Raw genomic sequence first — 14208 nt, 5'->3', positions numbered from 1 at the left:
TACATGCTCATTGGCATAAACACTGCCTATGGAATGCCGAGAAACCATGAAGCGCAAGAACATTCTTTTCATCATGGCCGATCAGATGGCCGCGCCGATGCTGCCGTTCTACGGGCCTTCCCCGATCAAACTGCCCAACCTCAGCCGCCTGGCGGCACAGGGCGTGGTGTTCGACGCCGCCTATTGCAACAGCCCGTTGTGCGCACCGTCGCGCTTCACCTTGGTCAGTGGCCAGTTGCCGAGCAAGATCGGCGCCTACGACAACGCCGCCGATTTCCCCGCCGATGTGCCGACCTATGCCCACTACTTGCGCCGCCTCGGCTACCGCACCGCGCTGTCGGGCAAGATGCACTTCTGTGGCCCCGACCAGTTGCACGGCTATGAGGAACGCCTGACCAGCGACATCTATCCCGCCGACTACGGCTGGGCGGTGAACTGGGATGAGCCAGACGTACGCCCTACCTGGTATCACAACATGTCCTCGGTGCTGCAAGCCGGCCCGTGCGTACGCACCAACCAGCTGGATTTCGACGAAGAGGTGGTGTTCAAGGCCCAGCAATACCTGTTCGATCATATCCGCGAGGCGGGCGACCAGCCGTTCTGCCTGACCGTGTCGATGACTCATCCCCACGACCCTTACACCATTCCCAAGCCGTTCTGGGACCTGTACGAGGACACCGACATCCCAATGCCAGCGACGCCGCCCCAGGCCGACCTTGACCCGCATTCCCAGCGGCTGCTCAAGGTCTATGACTTGTGGGACAAACCTCTGCCTGTGGATAAGATCCGCGACGCCCGCCGTGCCTACTTCGGTGCGTGCAGCTACATCGACAGCAATGTCGGCAAGCTGCTGCAGACCCTGGAGGACACCGGCCTGGCCGACGATACCCTGATCATTTTCTCCGGCGACCACGGCGACATGCTTGGCGAGCGCGGCCTCTGGTACAAAATGCACTGGTTTGAAATGGCCGCCCGCGTGCCGCTGCTGGTCAGTGCGCCGGGGCAGTTCGCCGCTGGCCGCGTCACCCAGGCCGTGTCGACCGCCGACCTGTTGCCGACCCTGGTGGAATTGGCCGGCGGCGAGCTGGACCCGCACTTGCCGCTGGACGGCCGCTCACTGGTCCCGCATTTGCAAGGGCAGGGCGGGCATGACGAAGTGTTTGGCGAATACATGGCCGAAGGCACCGTCAGCCCATTGATGATGATTCGCCGGGGCGCCTACAAATTCATCTACAGCGAGGACGATCCTTGCCTATTGTTCGATGTGCACAACGACCCGAGCGAGCAGGAAAACCTCAGCCAGTCATCTGAACATCGGCCGTTGTTCGAGGCGTTCTTGCGTGAAGCACGGGCTAAATGGGACATCCCGGCGATCCATCAACAGGCGCTCGCCAGCCAACGCCGTCGCCGCCTGGTGTTTGAAGCGCTGACCCAAGGCAAACTCAAGAGCTGGGATCACCAGCCACTGGTAGACGCCAGTCAGCAGTACATGCGCAACCATATCGACCTTGATGACCTGGAGCGCAAGGCACGTTTTCCACAACCCTGCCAAAACCAATAAGTAGACAGAGGGAAGGCCATGCAAAAGTTGACCGTGGTACTGAGTTTGGTGGTGCTCAGCAGCGCCCAGGCGTACGCAGACACTCGCTGCGAAACGGTAAAGATGGCCGATCCAGGCTGGAGCGATATTGCCGCCACCAACGCTATCACCAGTTTCCTGCTGACGGGCATGGGCTATCAACCCAAGGTCGACACCCTGGCGGTGCCGATTACCTTCGGCGGGCTCAAGGACGGCCAGGTGGATGTCTTCCTCGGCAACTGGATGCCGGCGCAGCAAGGCTTCTACGACAAGTTCGTGGCCAACGGCGATGTGGTGCAACTGGCGAAGAATCTGGAAGGCACCGAGTTCACCCTCGCCGTGCCGGACTATGTGTGGGACGCCGGCGTGCATGACTTTGCCGACCTGAACAAGTTTGCCGACAAGTTCGACAAGAAGATCTACGGCATCGGCTCCGGCGCGCCGGCCAATATCTCGTTGCAGGAGATCATCAAGAAAAACGATTTCGACCTGGGGCAGTGGAAGCTGATCGAGTCCAGCGAACAGGCGATGCTTGCTGAGGTTTCGCGAGCGGTGAAGAAACAGCGTTTCATCACCTTTCTCGGCTGGACTCCACACCCGATGAACGTGCAACTGAAAATGCGCTACCTCAAGGGCGGCGAGCAGTACTTTGGTGCCACCGGCAGCGTGTATACCTTGACCCGCAAGGGCTACGCACAAGCTTGCCCCAATGTTGGGAAACTGCTGACCAACCTCAGTTTCACCCAAACCATGGAGAACAGCATCATGGCTGACGTGGCCAACAACAAGGTCAGCAATGCGCAGGCGGCGAAGACGTGGATCAAGGCCAACCCGGCGGTGCTGGACCAGTGGCTGGAGGGGGTAAAAACTCTGGATGGCCAAGAGGCGTTGCCGGCGGTAAAAGCCAAACTCTAAAGATCACACTCCCCCCTTGTAGGAGCTGGCTTGCCAGCGAAGAGCTCGAAAACGCCGCGTTTTTTCAGACAGCCCGCGTTATCGTTACCCCTCTTCGCGAGCAAGCTCGCTCCTACAGTATTTCGAGCGACTCATGCCCCGGCCCAACCGCCATACACTCTTGCCCTTCCTGCGCTGGCTCCCGCGCCAAACTCGCGTCAGCGTCGGCCGGGACGCGATCGTCGGCCTCAGCGGCGCTGTGCTTGCGCTGCCGCAGTCGATTGCCTACGCATTGATCGCCGGTCTCCCACCCGAATACGGGCTCTACGCCGCCATCATCCCGGTATTGATCGCCTGCCTGTGGGGCTCGTCCTGGCACTTGATCTGCGGGCCGACGGCCGCCATCTCCATCGTGCTTTACGCCAGCATCAGCCCATTGGCCGTGCCCGGTTCACAGGACTACATCACCCTCATCCTGTTGCTGACCTTCCTCGCCGGGGTGTTCCAATGGTTGCTCGGCCTGCTGCGCTTCGGCGCGTTGGTGAACTTTGTCTCCCATTCGGTGGTGCTGGGTTTCACCCTGGGCGCCGCCGTGGTGATTGCCCTGGGGCAACTGCCCAACCTGCTCGGCTTGGATTTACCGAGCCAGGCCACGGCCATCAACGGCCTGCTGGCGCTGATCGACCATCGTGGCGAGTGGGACCACGCGTCCCTGGCCCTTGGGCTGGGCACGTTGCTGGCAGGCATACTGCTCAAGTACCTGGTGCCACGCTGGCCGACATTGTTGATCGCCTTGGTGCTGGGCAGCCTGACGGCATGGCTGTGGCCGGCGATGTTCGGGCATGTGGCACGGGTCAGTTCGTTTATTGGCAAACTGCCGCCGTTCAGCCCGTTGCCGATGGATCTGGACCTGGTGCTGCGCCTGCTGCCCAGTGCCGTGGCGGTGGGAATGCTGGGGTTGGTAACCAGCCTGTCGATTGCCCGTTCGTTGTCGGCCCGCTCGCAACAACTGCTCGACGCCAACCAGGAAGTGCGCGCCCAGGGTTTATCCAACATCGTTGGCGGATTTTTTTCCGGCTACTTGTCAGCCGGATCGTTCACCCGTTCGGGCCTCAGTTACGAGGCGGGCGCCTGTTCGCCGCTGGCGGGGGTGTTTTCGGCCCTCTGGGTGGCGCTATTCGCGTTATTTGGCGCAGCGTTGATCGCGCATATTCCGATCCCGAGCATGGCGGCGAGTATCCTGCTGATCTGCTGGGGCCTGGTGGACCACCGCGGTATTCGCGCACTGTTCCGGGTCAGCCGCGCCGAATTTGTGGTGATGAGCCTGACCTGTGTCGCCACCTTGTTGCTGGAGCTGCAAACGGCGATTTATGCCGGGGTGCTGGCGTCGCTGTTTTTCTACCTCAAGCGCACCTCGCAGCCACGGGTGCAACACTGGCGCGACGGTGAAGCGGATGTGTTGCGGGTGGGCGGCTCGATCTTTTTCGGCGCCAGCCATTACCTGCAAGTGCGCCTGCAACGTTTGCAGGGTGAGCGAGTGGTGATCGAGGCGCAGCAGATCAACTTTATCGACTATTCCGGGGTGGAGATGCTGCACCAGGAGGCGCGGCGGTTGGCGGGGTTAGGCCGTAGCTTGACGTTGCGTGGGGCCAGGCCGCAGGTGGTTGAGGAGCTGAAAAAGCTCGAAGGGCCCGATAACTGCCCCATCGAATTTGAAGACTGAACCCGATCAAAACTGTGCCCACATTAGAGTGTGGAATCAGCCAGTTGCCGGCGCAGTTCGGCCAGTACGGGCGCCGAATCCGGACGCACACCGCGCCACAGCAAGAAGGCTTCAGCCGCTTGTTCCACGAGCATGCCCAGGCCATCCATCGCGACCGCCGCGCCTTGCTCGCTCGCCCAGCGGCAGAACGCAGTAGGCTCCTTGGCATACATCATGTCGTAGCAGAAGGTCTTGCCCGGCTCGATCAGGCTGCCGGCAATCGGCGGTACATCGCCTGACAGGCTGGCCGACGTGGCATTGATGATCACGTCCACCGGCTCACGCAACCAGTCGAAACCACTGGCAGACACCGGGCCCAGGTCATCGAACAGCTCAGCCAGCCGCTCGGCCTTTTCCACGGTGCGGTTGGCGATGATCAACGACGAGGGTTGCTGCGCCAGCAACGGCTCCAGCGCACCGCGTACCGCGCCACCGGCGCCCAATAACAGGATGCGTTTGCCTTGCAGGCTCAGCCCGGCATTGGCCGTCAAGTCGCGTACCAGGCCCGCGCCGTCGGTGTTGTCGCCCAACAACGTGCCGTCAGCCAATTTGCTCAAGGTGTTCACTGCGCCGGCGCGCTGGGCCCGTTCGGTCAGCGTATTGGCCAAACGATAGGCCTCTTCCTTGAACGGCACGGTGACGTTGGCGCCACGACCGTGTTGGAAAAACTCACGGGCACAGGCGGTGAAGTCCTCCAACGGCGCGAGCATCGTGCTGTAGTCCAGTTGCTCGCCGGTCTGGGCGGCGAACAGACGATGAATCAGCGGCGACTTGCTATGGCCGATGGGGTTGCCGAACACAACATAACGGTCCATCACACCGCCGCCTTGGGCGCGGCAACGCCGAGCCAGTCACGGTCTTGCAGGAAGTAGTCGGTAAGGCGCGCCTCTTCGCTGCCGGCTTCGGCCTTCCAGTCGTAGCTCCAGCGTACCTGAGGTGGCAGCGACATCAGGATCGACTCCGTACGCCCGCCCGATTGGAGGCCGAACAGGGTGCCACGGTCATAGACCAGGTTGAACTCAACGTAGCGGCCCCGGCGGAACTCCTGGAACTGGCGCTGTTGTTCGGTGTACGCCATCGCCTTGCGACGCTGCACAATCGGCAGGTAGGCGTCGATGTAGGCATCGCCGATGGCGCGGATGAAGGCGAAGCAGGTGTCAAAGCCCCACTCGTTCAAGTCATCGAAGAACAACCCACCGATGCCACGGGGTTCGTTGCGATGCTTGATGTGGAAGTAGGCGTCACACCAGGCCTTGTAGCGGGAGTACACGTCCGGGCCAAACGGTGCACAGGCCTGCTCGGCCACGCGGTGCCAGTGAATGCAGTCTTCTTCATTGCCGTAATACGGGGTGAGATCGAAGCCACCACCGAACCACCAGACCGGTTCTTCACCTTCTTTTTCAGCGATGAAAAACCGCACATTGGCGTGGGAAGTCGGTACATGCGGGTTATGCGGATGGATCACCAGCGACACACCCAGAGCCTCAAACCCACGGCCCGCCAGTTCAGGGCGATGGGCACTGGCAGACGGTGGCAAACCGCTGCCGAACACGTGGGAAAAGTTGACACCGCCTTTTTCGATCACCGAACCGTTTTCCATCACACGGGTACGACCGCCACCGCCGGCTGGCCGGGTCCAGGCGTCTTCGATAAAGCGAGTGTCCGTCTCGAAGGTTTCCAGGGCGCTGCAAATGCGGTCTTGCAGGTCAAGCAGGTAGGCTTTAACGGCCTCGGTGCGGGTAGTCATGGCATCACCTTGAATCGGGCAAAGCTACGCGAGGCCCATGGGGCGTCGGCGGCAAATGGGCGCACAGGATACCACTGCGCCTACATGCCACTGCACTTAGGTGCGCAGCAGTTGACGAAGATCAAGCTTAGGAGTCCGATAGGGGGCTACGCAGATTCGAACCCAAGGAGAAGTGCAGATGGCCAAACGTATCCAGTTCAGCGCCCATGGCGGCCCCGAAGTACTTGAATATGTGGACTACACGCCAGCGGAGCCTGGCCCACAGCAGGTTCGGGTGCGCAACGAGGCCATCGGCCTGAACTTCATCGACACCTATTTGCGCAGTGGTCTCTACGCGCCGCCCGCCCTGCCATCGGGCCTGGGTGCGGAAGGCGCTGGCGTGGTGGATGCGGTGGGCAGTGAAGTCAGCCAATTCAAAGTCGGCGACCGCGTGGCCTACGGTAGCGGCCCGCTGGGTGCCTACAGCGAGCTGCATGTGTTGCCTGCCGCCAACCTGGTGCACCTGCCGGATGAAATCAGCTTTGAACAGGCCGCCGGTGCCATGCTCAAAGGCCTGACCGTGCAGTACCTGTTGCGCCAGACCTATGAGCTAAAGGGCGGTGAAACCATTTTGTTCCACGCCGCTGCTGGTGGAGTGGGTTCCCTGGCCTGCCAATGGGCCAAGGCCCTGGGGGTGAAGTTGATCGGCACGGTCAGTTCCCCGGAAAAAGCCGCCCTGGCTAAATCGCTCGGCGCCTGGGAAACCATCGACTACAGCAAGGAAGATGTCGCACAACGCGTACTGGAATTGACTGACGGCAAGAAGTGCCCGGTGGTGTACGACGGCGTCGGCAAGGACACCTGGCTGACCTCACTGGACAGCGTGGCGCCGCGGGGTTTGATGGTGAGCTTCGGCAACGCGTCGGGTGCGGTGGATGGGGTGAACCTGGGGATTCTGTCGGCGAAGGGTTCGCTGTACGTAACCCGGCCAACGTTGGCGACCTACGCCAACAATGCGGCAAACTTGCAGGCGATGGCGGACGATCTGTTTTCGATGATCAAGAGCGGCAAGGTGCGCATTGATATCAACCAGCGCTACCCGCTGGCGGAGGCGGCCAAAGCGCAGACCGAGTTATCAGCCCGCAGGACGACGGGATCGACCATTCTGCTACCTTAAGGCTTAAAGATAGCCGCAGGTTTAAGGGCCTCTTCGCGAGCAAGCCCGCTCCCACATTTGAATGTATTCACAGATCAAAATGTGAGAGCGGGCTTGCTCGCGAAGGGCGCACCTCGGTGTCAGGACGGGCGCACCACATCACCTGTCACCAAGTCCCGAATCAGGCTCGGATTTTTGCGCCCACCCAAGGCGCCACCCAACACCAAGTCCACTTGCCCGCGAAAATACTGCTCCACGCGAAGCCGCGTGCGGGCCGCCGGGCGGCCCTGAGGGTTGGCCGAGGTGGAAATCAACGGGCCGACCTGCGCGCACAAATCCCTCACCAACGGATGATCACTGACCCGCAACGCTACGGTGTCATGCACACCCGTGACCCATTCCGGTAGCAAGTCTTGATGGGGCACCAGCCAGGTATTCGGCCCTGGCCAGGTGCTGGCCATGCGTTCGATCCACGTTTGCGGGAAATCTTCAAACAGAAAGTCGAACTGACGAATATTGTCCGCCACCAGGATCAGGCCTTTGTCGACCGAGCGGTTCTTGATCGCCAGCAGTCGATCCACTGCTTCTTCGTTCCACGGGTCGCAGCCCAGGCCCCAAACCGCTTCGGTCGGATAGGCGATCACTGCGCCTGCGCGAATTTCCCTTGCGGCTTCCAGCACACGCCACCTGTTGACCATTGTTTACTCTCCGGACTAAAGCTCTGGGCAGTTTACCGATCTTCGTTACAAAACCTAGCGCCAAAAACGGGCCACTACAAAAGCGGACACCGCGCCAGCCAGCGCCCGCTTTCGCAAATCACTTGGCCCTCCAACTCCAGCTCCGTCAGGGTGGCCAGTACTTGGGACAACGGCCGACCGCTGGCAATCGCCAAGGCTTCGCTGCTATGCGGTGCCGCGTGCAGCAGCGCCACCAGCGGATGGGTCACGGGCACCGGCGCAGCATGGGACAACCGCTGCCAACCGCGCAGGCTTTCAAGAATGTGCTCGATGGTTTCCACCAACACCGCGCCATCACGGATCAATTGATGACAGCCCTTGGCAGCGGGGTGGTGGATGGAACCCGGAATCGCGTACACCTCGCGCCCTTGCTCCGTCGCCAGGCGTGCGGTGATCAGCGAGCCGCTGGCCATACTGGCCTCCACCACCAGCACGCCTAACGACAACCCGCTGATAATCCGGTTGCGCCGTGGGAAATTACCGGCCTGGGGCGCTGCATCCAGCGGAAACTCGGAAACCACGGCGCTGCCTTGGGCAATCATCGCGGCGGCGAGCCTGCGATGGCGCTGTGGATAAAAATTTTCCAGGCCAGTGCCGAGCACGCCGATGGTATGACCGCCTACGTCCAATGCCGCCTGGTGCGCCGCGCCATCAATGCCCACCGCCAGCCCACTGGTGATGACAAAACCGGCGCTCGCCAGGCTGCGGGAAAAGGCTGCTGCCGTGTCCATGCCCGGGCGAGAGGCACGCCGGCTTCCGACCATGGCCAACTGTGGTTTTTCCAGAATACCGGGGTCGCCCGCCACGAATAACAACGGCGGCGCATCGTCGATCTGCGCGAGCAACGCCGGGTAATCCGGTTGGTCCCACATCAGCAAATGCTGGGCCGGGCGCGCCAGCCAGGCCAACGCCTCACTGGCACCGTCACGGACTTTGGGGCTACGTCGGGCCTCGGCACTGACGGCGGGCAAACCGAGGGAACGCCAGGCGCTGGCGGGAGCACTCAGGGCCTTGGAAGCGCAACCAAAGGCTTCGATCAGTACTTGAAAACGCTTGGGGCCCAGTTCTGGCAGCCTGTGCAAGCGTAGCCGGGCTTCCAGCTCTGCCGGGGAAATATCGCTACTGTTTATCGGATTCATATGATCATCCTTGACCGGAACAAGCTGTGGATAACTCTGTTGGTAACTTATTTAGCAGGCTATTTATTGCGCTTGATCAGCCGTCTCGAAACGGTCTTGCACGGCCAGCGACCGTGAAGCACTGAGCACCAGGGCATAGCTGAGCTTTTCATAGGTGCGAAACACCAGCAGGGTGCCGGCTCGCTCATCCGGGAGTGGTGTGGGCGTGCCGGTGAGGGCGTCTCGCACGGTGGCGCCAGCCTTGATCACCGTCAGCAGTTGGCCTTCCACCAGGCCATCGCGGCGGCCTTTATTGAGGGTCACAGCGTCGAGAACGCCAATCTGCGTGACGCCCTTGGGGATATCGATGATGTGCCCTGTAATGAAGGGTGCAGGTTTGTAAGGTTCCAGGCTGGCCAATGCAACGGGAGACTCGGCGCGCAACAAACGGTCGCCTGGGCGAATTTCCTGGGTCACCCGTTGCACTGCCAGGGTGGTGAGATTGTCCGCGAGCACAAAGCGCGCAGTGCCGATGTCGTCGGCATTGATGCCCAACAGCTCCTGGGTATCGGGGTTGGTGTAGGTCTTGCCCCGCCGAAAGATGCCGTAGCTGGGCTGGGCCGGGTCGATATCACCGCGCGCATGCACACGCTCATCGTTGGCACCCAGCACGCGCCCGCCTTGCGCCGCAATAATGTAAGGCGCGTTGTCCAAGTCCTCGGGCGAGTCAAAAATGCGATTGTGCAGTAAAAAGTGCTGGATGGCCTGTTGCGCTGCCTGATCCAGGCGCTCAGTGGGTTGCGCAATCAACGCCGTGGCGAACGGGGCCCACAGCAGCAAGACGAGTAGCGATTTCCTCATGGGGTGAATCTCCTTTATTATGTGCGTTCGCGTGAAATGCCATGGCCTTCGCGGCTCCCGAGCGTTTCACACCGGCCGTATGGGTCCATCCCACCGCCGATTTGTCTCTTCCTTACATGTGCAGCAATTACGCTTATGGCTATTTTGAACATCCTCGAATTTCCCGACTCGCGCCTGCGCACGGTCGCCAAGCCGGTGGCCGTAGTGGACGACAAGGTTCGTCAGTTGGTCGATGACATGTTTGAAACAATGTATGAAGCCCCGGGCATCGGCCTCGCCGCTACCCAGGTCAACGTGCATCTGCGCGTCGTGGTCATGGACCTGTCGGAAGATCGCAGCGAACCTCGGGTGTACATCAACCCTGAGTTCGAACCGCTGACCGAAGAGATGGGGGAATACCAGGAAGGCTGCCTGTCGGTGCCGGAGTTCTACGAGAATGTGGAACGCCCGCTGCGCGTGAAGATCAAGGCGTTGGACCGTGACGGCAAGCCTTTCGAGCTGGTTGCCGAAGGCCTGCTGGCGGTGTGTATCCAGCATGAATGCGACCACCTCAACGGCAAGCTGTTTGTCGATTACCTGTCCACGCTCAAGCGTGACCGCATCAAGAAGAAGCTGGAAAAAAAGCATCGCCAGCAAGCTTGATGCCCTTCTTCCAAAGGCTTGCTGCGGCAAGCCTTTTTCTTTTGTGACTGCTTTTAACCGAGAACTCCCATGACCGAGCCATTGCGCATTGTTTTTGCCGGCACTCCTGAATTCGCCGCCGAACACCTCAAGGCGCTGCTTGCCAGCCCTTATGACATCGTCGCGGTGTACACCCAGCCGGATCGCCCGGCCGGTCGCGGGCAAAAACTGATGCCGAGCCCGGTCAAGCAGTTGGCGCTGGAGCACAACATTCCCGTGCTGCAGCCGCCGACCCTGCGTAACGCCGACGCCCAGGCCGAACTGGCCGCGCTGAAGCCGGACCTGCTGGTAGTGGTGGCCTACGGCTTAATCCTGCCCCAGGCGGTGCTGGATATCCCGCGCCTGGGTTGCATCAACAGCCATGCTTCACTGCTGCCACGCTGGCGCGGTGCGGCGCCGATTCAACGCGCCGTTGAAGCGGGCGATCAAGAGAGCGGCGTGACCGTAATGCGCATGGAAGCAAGCCTGGATACCGGGCCGATGCTGCTCAAGGTCACCACGCCGATCTCCGCCCAAGACACCGGCGGCAGCCTGCACGACCGCCTCGCTGAGCTGGGTCCGCCCGCCGTGATCCAGGCCATCGCCGGCCTGGCTGCCGGCACCCTGCAAGGCGAAATCCAAGACGACAGCCTGGCCACCTACGCCCACAAGCTGAACAAGGACGAAGCGCGCATTGACTGGAGCCGCCCGGCCGTGGAGCTGGAGCGCCTGGTACGTGCCTTCAACCCATGGCCGATCTGCCACAGCACCTTGAACGGCGAAGCCTTGAAAGTGTTGGCTGCGACCCTGGCCGATGGCACAGGCACTCCCGGCGAGATCATCGGCGCCAGCAAAGACGGCCTGTTGGTGGCTTGCGGTGAACAAGCGCTGTGCCTGACGCGTCTGCAATTGCCCGGCGGCAAGGCGCTGAACTTCAGCGATTTGTTCAACAGTCGTCGTGAGAAATTCGCCCTGGGCACCATGCTTGGGGTAGTCACTCAATGAACCCACGTCTGGCCGCCGCCAAGGCTCTCGCCGCCGTGCTCAACGGCAAGGCTTCGCTGAACAGTTCATTGCCAACGCAATTGGACAAGGTCGAAGACCGCGACCGGGGGTTTACCCAGGACCTGGCCTTTGGCACCGCCCGTTGGCAGCCACGGTTGTCTGCGCTGGCCGCCAAGCTGCTGCAAAAACCGTTCAAAGCGGCGGACGCGGATGTCGAGGCGCTGTTGCTGGTGGGCCTCTACCAGCTGCTCTACACCCGCGTGCCCGCCCACGCTGCCATCGGTGAAACCGTCGGGTGCGCCGACAAGCTGAAAAAACCCTGGGCCAAGGCCCTGCTCAATGCCGTGCTGCGCCGCGCCCAGCGTGAAAGCGAAGCGCTGTTGGCCGAGCTGGAACATGATCCGGTAGTGCGCACCGCCCACCCGCGCTGGCTGCAAAAATCCCTGAAGGCCTTTTGGCCTGAGCAATGGGAAGCCATCTGCGCAGCCAACAATGCGCATCCGCCGATGATCCTGCGGGTCAACCGTCGTCACCACAGCCGTGACGCGTATCTGCAGTTACTGGCCGACGCGGCCATCAACGCCACCCCTTGCGTGTACAGCACGGACGGCATCGTGCTGGAAGCCGCCACCGATGTACGCAGCCTGCCGGGCTTTGCCGAAGGCTGGATCAGTGTGCAGGACGAGGCCGCGCAGTTGGCCGCCGACTTGCTCGACCTTGCACCCGGCCAGCGCGTACTCGATGCCTGCTGCGCGCCCGGCGGTAAGACCTGTCATATCCTCGAAGTGGAAAAAGACCTGGCCGGTGTAGTCGCGGTGGACCTTGAAGCCAAGCGCCTGGTGCGCGTGCGGGAAAACCTCGCACGCCTGCGCTTGAGCGCTGAGCTGGTCGCCGCGGATGGCCGCGACACCGCCACCTGGTGGGACGGCAAGCCATTCCAGCGCATCCTGCTGGACGCCCCTTGCTCGGCCACCGGCGTGATCCGCCGTCATCCGGACATCAAGCTGACCCGCCAGCCCGACGACATCGCCGCCCTGGCTGTGCTGCAAGGCGAACTGCTCGACGCGCTGTGGCCGACCCTGGAAGTCGGCGGCATCCTGCTTTACGCCACCTGCTCCACCTTGCCCACCGAAAATACCGAGGTCATCCAAGCCTTCCTCGCCCGCACCAGCGGAGCGCGTGAGCTGGACCTCGCTACCACGGCCGGCATCAAGCAGCCCCACGGTCGCCAACTGCTCGCGCAGGAAGGCGGGCACGATGGCTTCTATTACGCCAAACTGATCAAGATTGCCGCCGCGCGCGGCTGAATGGTTTTAAGGGAGTGACCGGATGAAAATCATCATCCTTGGAGCAGGGCAGGTTGGTGGCACGCTGGCCGAACATTTGGCCGGTGAAGCCAACGACATTACCGTGGTCGACACCGATGCCGAGCGCCTGCGCAACCTGGGCGACCGCCTGGATATCCGCACGGTGCAAGGCCGCGCGTCGTTTCCGACGGTGCTGCGCCAGGCCGGTGCCGACGATGCCGACATGCTGGTAGCCGTGACCAACAGCGACGAGACCAACATGGTCGCCTGCCAGGTCGCCCACACCCTGTTCCACACCCCGACCAAGATCGCTCGGGTGCGCGAAGCGGCCTACCTGACCCGCGCCGGTCTGTTCGATAACGACGCCATCCCGGTTGACGTACTGATCAGCCCGGAACAGGTGGTGACCCACTACATCAAGCGCCTGATTGAAATTCCAGGTGCGCTGCAGGTCATCGACTTCGCCGAAGGCAAAGCGCAACTGGTGGCAGTGAAGGCCTATTACGGCGGGCCGTTGGTTGGCCAGCAATTGCGCCAGCTGCGTGAGCACATGCCGAATGTGGAAACCCGCGTCGCCGCGATTTTCCGCCGTGACCGGCCGATCCTGCCTCAGGGCGATACGGTGATCGAGGCTGACGACGAAGTGTTTTTCATCGCCGCCAAGGCGAACATTCGCGCGGTCATGAGCGAAATGCGCAGGCTCGATGAAAGCTACAAACGCATCGTCATCGCCGGCGGTGGGCAGATCGGCGAGCGTTTGGCCGAAGCCATCGAAAGCCGCTACCAGGTGAAGATCATCGAGATGAGCCCGACGCGATGCCGGCATTTGTCCGATACCCTCGACAGCACTGTCGTACTGCAAGGCAGCGCCTCGGACCGTGACCTGCTGATGGAAGAGAACATCGCCGACGCCGACATCTTCCTGGCCCTGACCAACGATGATGAAGCCAATATCATGTCGTCCTTGCTGGCCAAGCGGTTGGGGGCGAAAAAAGTGATGACCATCATCAACAACCCGGCCTATGTGGACCTGATCCAGGGCGGCGATATCGACATTGCCATCAGCCCGCAGTTGGCGACCATCGGCACCTTGCTCGCCCACGTGCGCCGTGGCGACATTGTCAGCGTGCACTCGTTGCGCCGTGGCGCAGCGGAAGCCATCGAGGCGATTGCCCATGGCGATTCGAAGTCGAGCAAGGTCATCGGCAAGGCCATCCGCGATATCGGCCTGCCGCCGGGCACTACCATTGGCGCGATCATTCGCGATGAGGAAGTGATCATTGCCCACGACGACACGGTGATCGCCACCGGCGACCACGTGATTCTGTTCCTTGTGGATAAAAAACATATCCGCGATGTGGAGAAGCTGTTCCACGTGGGGTTGAGCTTTTTCTGATCAAACG

General features: G+C 61.6%; 13 protein-coding genes. 8 read left to right on the top strand and 5 right to left on the bottom strand.

The window, feature by feature from the left end; all coding sequences use genetic code 11:
* Positions 1-46 precede the first annotated feature (46 nt).
* The 3 genes from betC (at position 47) to BUE92_RS22610 (ending at position 4196) form a co-directional block, all read left to right on the top strand.
* Positions 47-1561 carry a choline-sulfatase gene (gene betC, locus BUE92_RS22620; RefSeq protein WP_073526355.1) on the top strand — a complete coding sequence of 505 codons (1515 nt, stop codon included), beginning with the start codon at positions 47-49 and terminating at the stop codon, positions 1559-1561.
* An 18-nt stretch (positions 1562-1579) separates the two neighbouring features.
* Positions 1580-2494 carry a choline ABC transporter substrate-binding protein gene (gene choX, locus BUE92_RS22615; protein WP_073526354.1) on the top strand — a complete coding sequence of 305 codons (915 nt, stop codon included), beginning with the start codon at positions 1580-1582 and terminating at the stop codon, positions 2492-2494.
* Positions 2495-2627: 133 nt separating this feature from the next.
* On the top strand, positions 2628-4196 hold the full coding sequence (locus BUE92_RS22610) for a SulP family inorganic anion transporter (protein WP_073526353.1): 1569 nt from the start codon (positions 2628-2630) through the stop codon (positions 4194-4196).
* A 23-nt stretch (positions 4197-4219) separates the two neighbouring features.
* Here the strand turns inward: BUE92_RS22610 and aroE are convergent, their stop codons facing one another.
* The gene (gene aroE, locus BUE92_RS22605) at positions 4220-5050 is read right to left on the bottom strand and encodes a shikimate dehydrogenase (protein WP_073526352.1); all 831 of its coding nucleotides are present in this window, start codon (positions 5048-5050) and stop codon (positions 4220-4222) included.
* Complete coding sequence (gene hemF / locus BUE92_RS22600) at positions 5050-5982, bottom strand: oxygen-dependent coproporphyrinogen oxidase (RefSeq protein WP_073526351.1); 933 nt, start codon at positions 5980-5982, stop codon at positions 5050-5052. Before hemF ends, aroE begins: the two co-directional genes overlap by 1 nt.
* Before the next feature lie 178 nt (positions 5983-6160).
* Between hemF and BUE92_RS22595 the strand changes: the two genes are divergently transcribed.
* Positions 6161-7138: a quinone oxidoreductase family protein gene (locus BUE92_RS22595; protein WP_073526349.1), complete on the top strand. Its 978-nt coding sequence runs from the start codon at positions 6161-6163 to the stop codon at positions 7136-7138.
* A 119-nt stretch (positions 7139-7257) separates the two neighbouring features.
* Here BUE92_RS22595 and BUE92_RS22590 read toward each other — a convergent pair whose 3' ends face one another.
* From BUE92_RS22590 to BUE92_RS22580, 3 genes are all read right to left on the bottom strand, one after another.
* On the bottom strand, positions 7258-7815 hold the full coding sequence (locus BUE92_RS22590) for an L-threonylcarbamoyladenylate synthase (protein WP_034129197.1): 558 nt from the start codon (positions 7813-7815) through the stop codon (positions 7258-7260).
* Between the two features lie 74 nt (positions 7816-7889).
* Positions 7890-8993, bottom strand: a complete 1104-nt coding sequence (gene dprA, locus BUE92_RS22585; RefSeq protein ID WP_073526348.1) for a DNA-processing protein DprA — start codon at positions 8991-8993, stop codon at positions 7890-7892.
* A 63-nt stretch (positions 8994-9056) separates the two neighbouring features.
* A complete protein-coding gene (locus BUE92_RS22580) occupies positions 9057-9833 on the bottom strand; it encodes a peptidoglycan-binding protein (protein ID WP_073526347.1) in 777 nt (258 codons plus the stop codon).
* A gap of 135 nt (positions 9834-9968) precedes the next feature.
* On the opposite strand from BUE92_RS22580, the gene def reads away from it, so the two are divergent.
* The 4 genes from def (at position 9969) to trkA (ending at position 14201) form a co-directional block, all read left to right on the top strand.
* Positions 9969-10475: a peptide deformylase gene (gene def / locus BUE92_RS22575; RefSeq protein WP_073526346.1), complete on the top strand. Its 507-nt coding sequence runs from the start codon at positions 9969-9971 to the stop codon at positions 10473-10475.
* A 69-nt stretch (positions 10476-10544) separates the two neighbouring features.
* A complete protein-coding gene (fmt, locus tag BUE92_RS22570; protein WP_073526345.1) occupies positions 10545-11498 on the top strand; it encodes a methionyl-tRNA formyltransferase in 954 nt (317 codons plus the stop codon).
* Positions 11495-12805: a 16S rRNA (cytosine(967)-C(5))-methyltransferase RsmB gene (gene rsmB / locus BUE92_RS22565; protein WP_073526344.1), complete on the top strand. Its 1311-nt coding sequence runs from the start codon at positions 11495-11497 to the stop codon at positions 12803-12805. The genes fmt and rsmB overlap by 4 nt, the downstream gene beginning before the upstream one ends.
* Before the next feature lie 22 nt (positions 12806-12827).
* Positions 12828-14201, top strand: coding sequence for a Trk system potassium transporter TrkA (gene trkA, locus BUE92_RS22560; RefSeq protein ID WP_014716287.1), 1374 nt, complete (start codon positions 12828-12830; stop codon positions 14199-14201).
* The last annotated feature ends 7 nt before the right edge of the window (positions 14202-14208 follow it).

The organism is Pseudomonas fluorescens (assembly GCF_001902145.1).
In the GTDB taxonomy this organism is placed as follows: Bacteria; Pseudomonadota; Gammaproteobacteria; order Pseudomonadales; family Pseudomonadaceae; genus Aquipseudomonas; species Aquipseudomonas fluorescens_BV.
Note: the sequence above shows the minus strand (reverse complement) of the source record. Positions and strands in the feature narration are given on the sequence as shown.

What these genes read in the sequence shown, in the direction of transcription:
- betC (WP_073526355.1), top strand. Translation starts at nt 47, where the DNA reads ATGAAGCGCAAGAACATTCTTTTCATCATGGCCGATCAGATGGCCGCG.
- choX (WP_073526354.1), top strand. Translation starts at nt 1,580, where the DNA reads ATGCAAAAGTTGACCGTGGTACTGAGTTTGGTGGTGCTCAGCAGCGCC.
- BUE92_RS22610 (WP_073526353.1), top strand. Translation starts at nt 2,628, where the DNA reads ATGCCCCGGCCCAACCGCCATACACTCTTGCCCTTCCTGCGCTGGCTC.
- aroE (WP_073526352.1), bottom strand. Translation starts at nt 5,050, where the DNA reads ATGGACCGTTATGTTGTGTTCGGCAACCCCATCGGCCATAGCAAGTCG.
- hemF (WP_073526351.1), bottom strand. Translation starts at nt 5,982, where the DNA reads ATGACTACCCGCACCGAGGCCGTTAAAGCCTACCTGCTTGACCTGCAA.
- BUE92_RS22595 (WP_073526349.1), top strand. Translation starts at nt 6,161, where the DNA reads ATGGCCAAACGTATCCAGTTCAGCGCCCATGGCGGCCCCGAAGTACTT.
- BUE92_RS22590 (WP_034129197.1), bottom strand. Translation starts at nt 7,815, where the DNA reads ATGGTCAACAGGTGGCGTGTGCTGGAAGCCGCAAGGGAAATTCGCGCA.
- dprA (WP_073526348.1), bottom strand. Translation starts at nt 8,993, where the DNA reads ATGAATCCGATAAACAGTAGCGATATTTCCCCGGCAGAGCTGGAAGCC.
- BUE92_RS22580 (WP_073526347.1), bottom strand. Translation starts at nt 9,833, where the DNA reads ATGAGGAAATCGCTACTCGTCTTGCTGCTGTGGGCCCCGTTCGCCACG.
- def (WP_073526346.1), top strand. Translation starts at nt 9,969, where the DNA reads ATGGCTATTTTGAACATCCTCGAATTTCCCGACTCGCGCCTGCGCACG.
- fmt (WP_073526345.1), top strand. Translation starts at nt 10,545, where the DNA reads ATGACCGAGCCATTGCGCATTGTTTTTGCCGGCACTCCTGAATTCGCC.
- rsmB (WP_073526344.1), top strand. Translation starts at nt 11,495, where the DNA reads ATGAACCCACGTCTGGCCGCCGCCAAGGCTCTCGCCGCCGTGCTCAAC.
- trkA (WP_014716287.1), top strand. Translation starts at nt 12,828, where the DNA reads ATGAAAATCATCATCCTTGGAGCAGGGCAGGTTGGTGGCACGCTGGCC.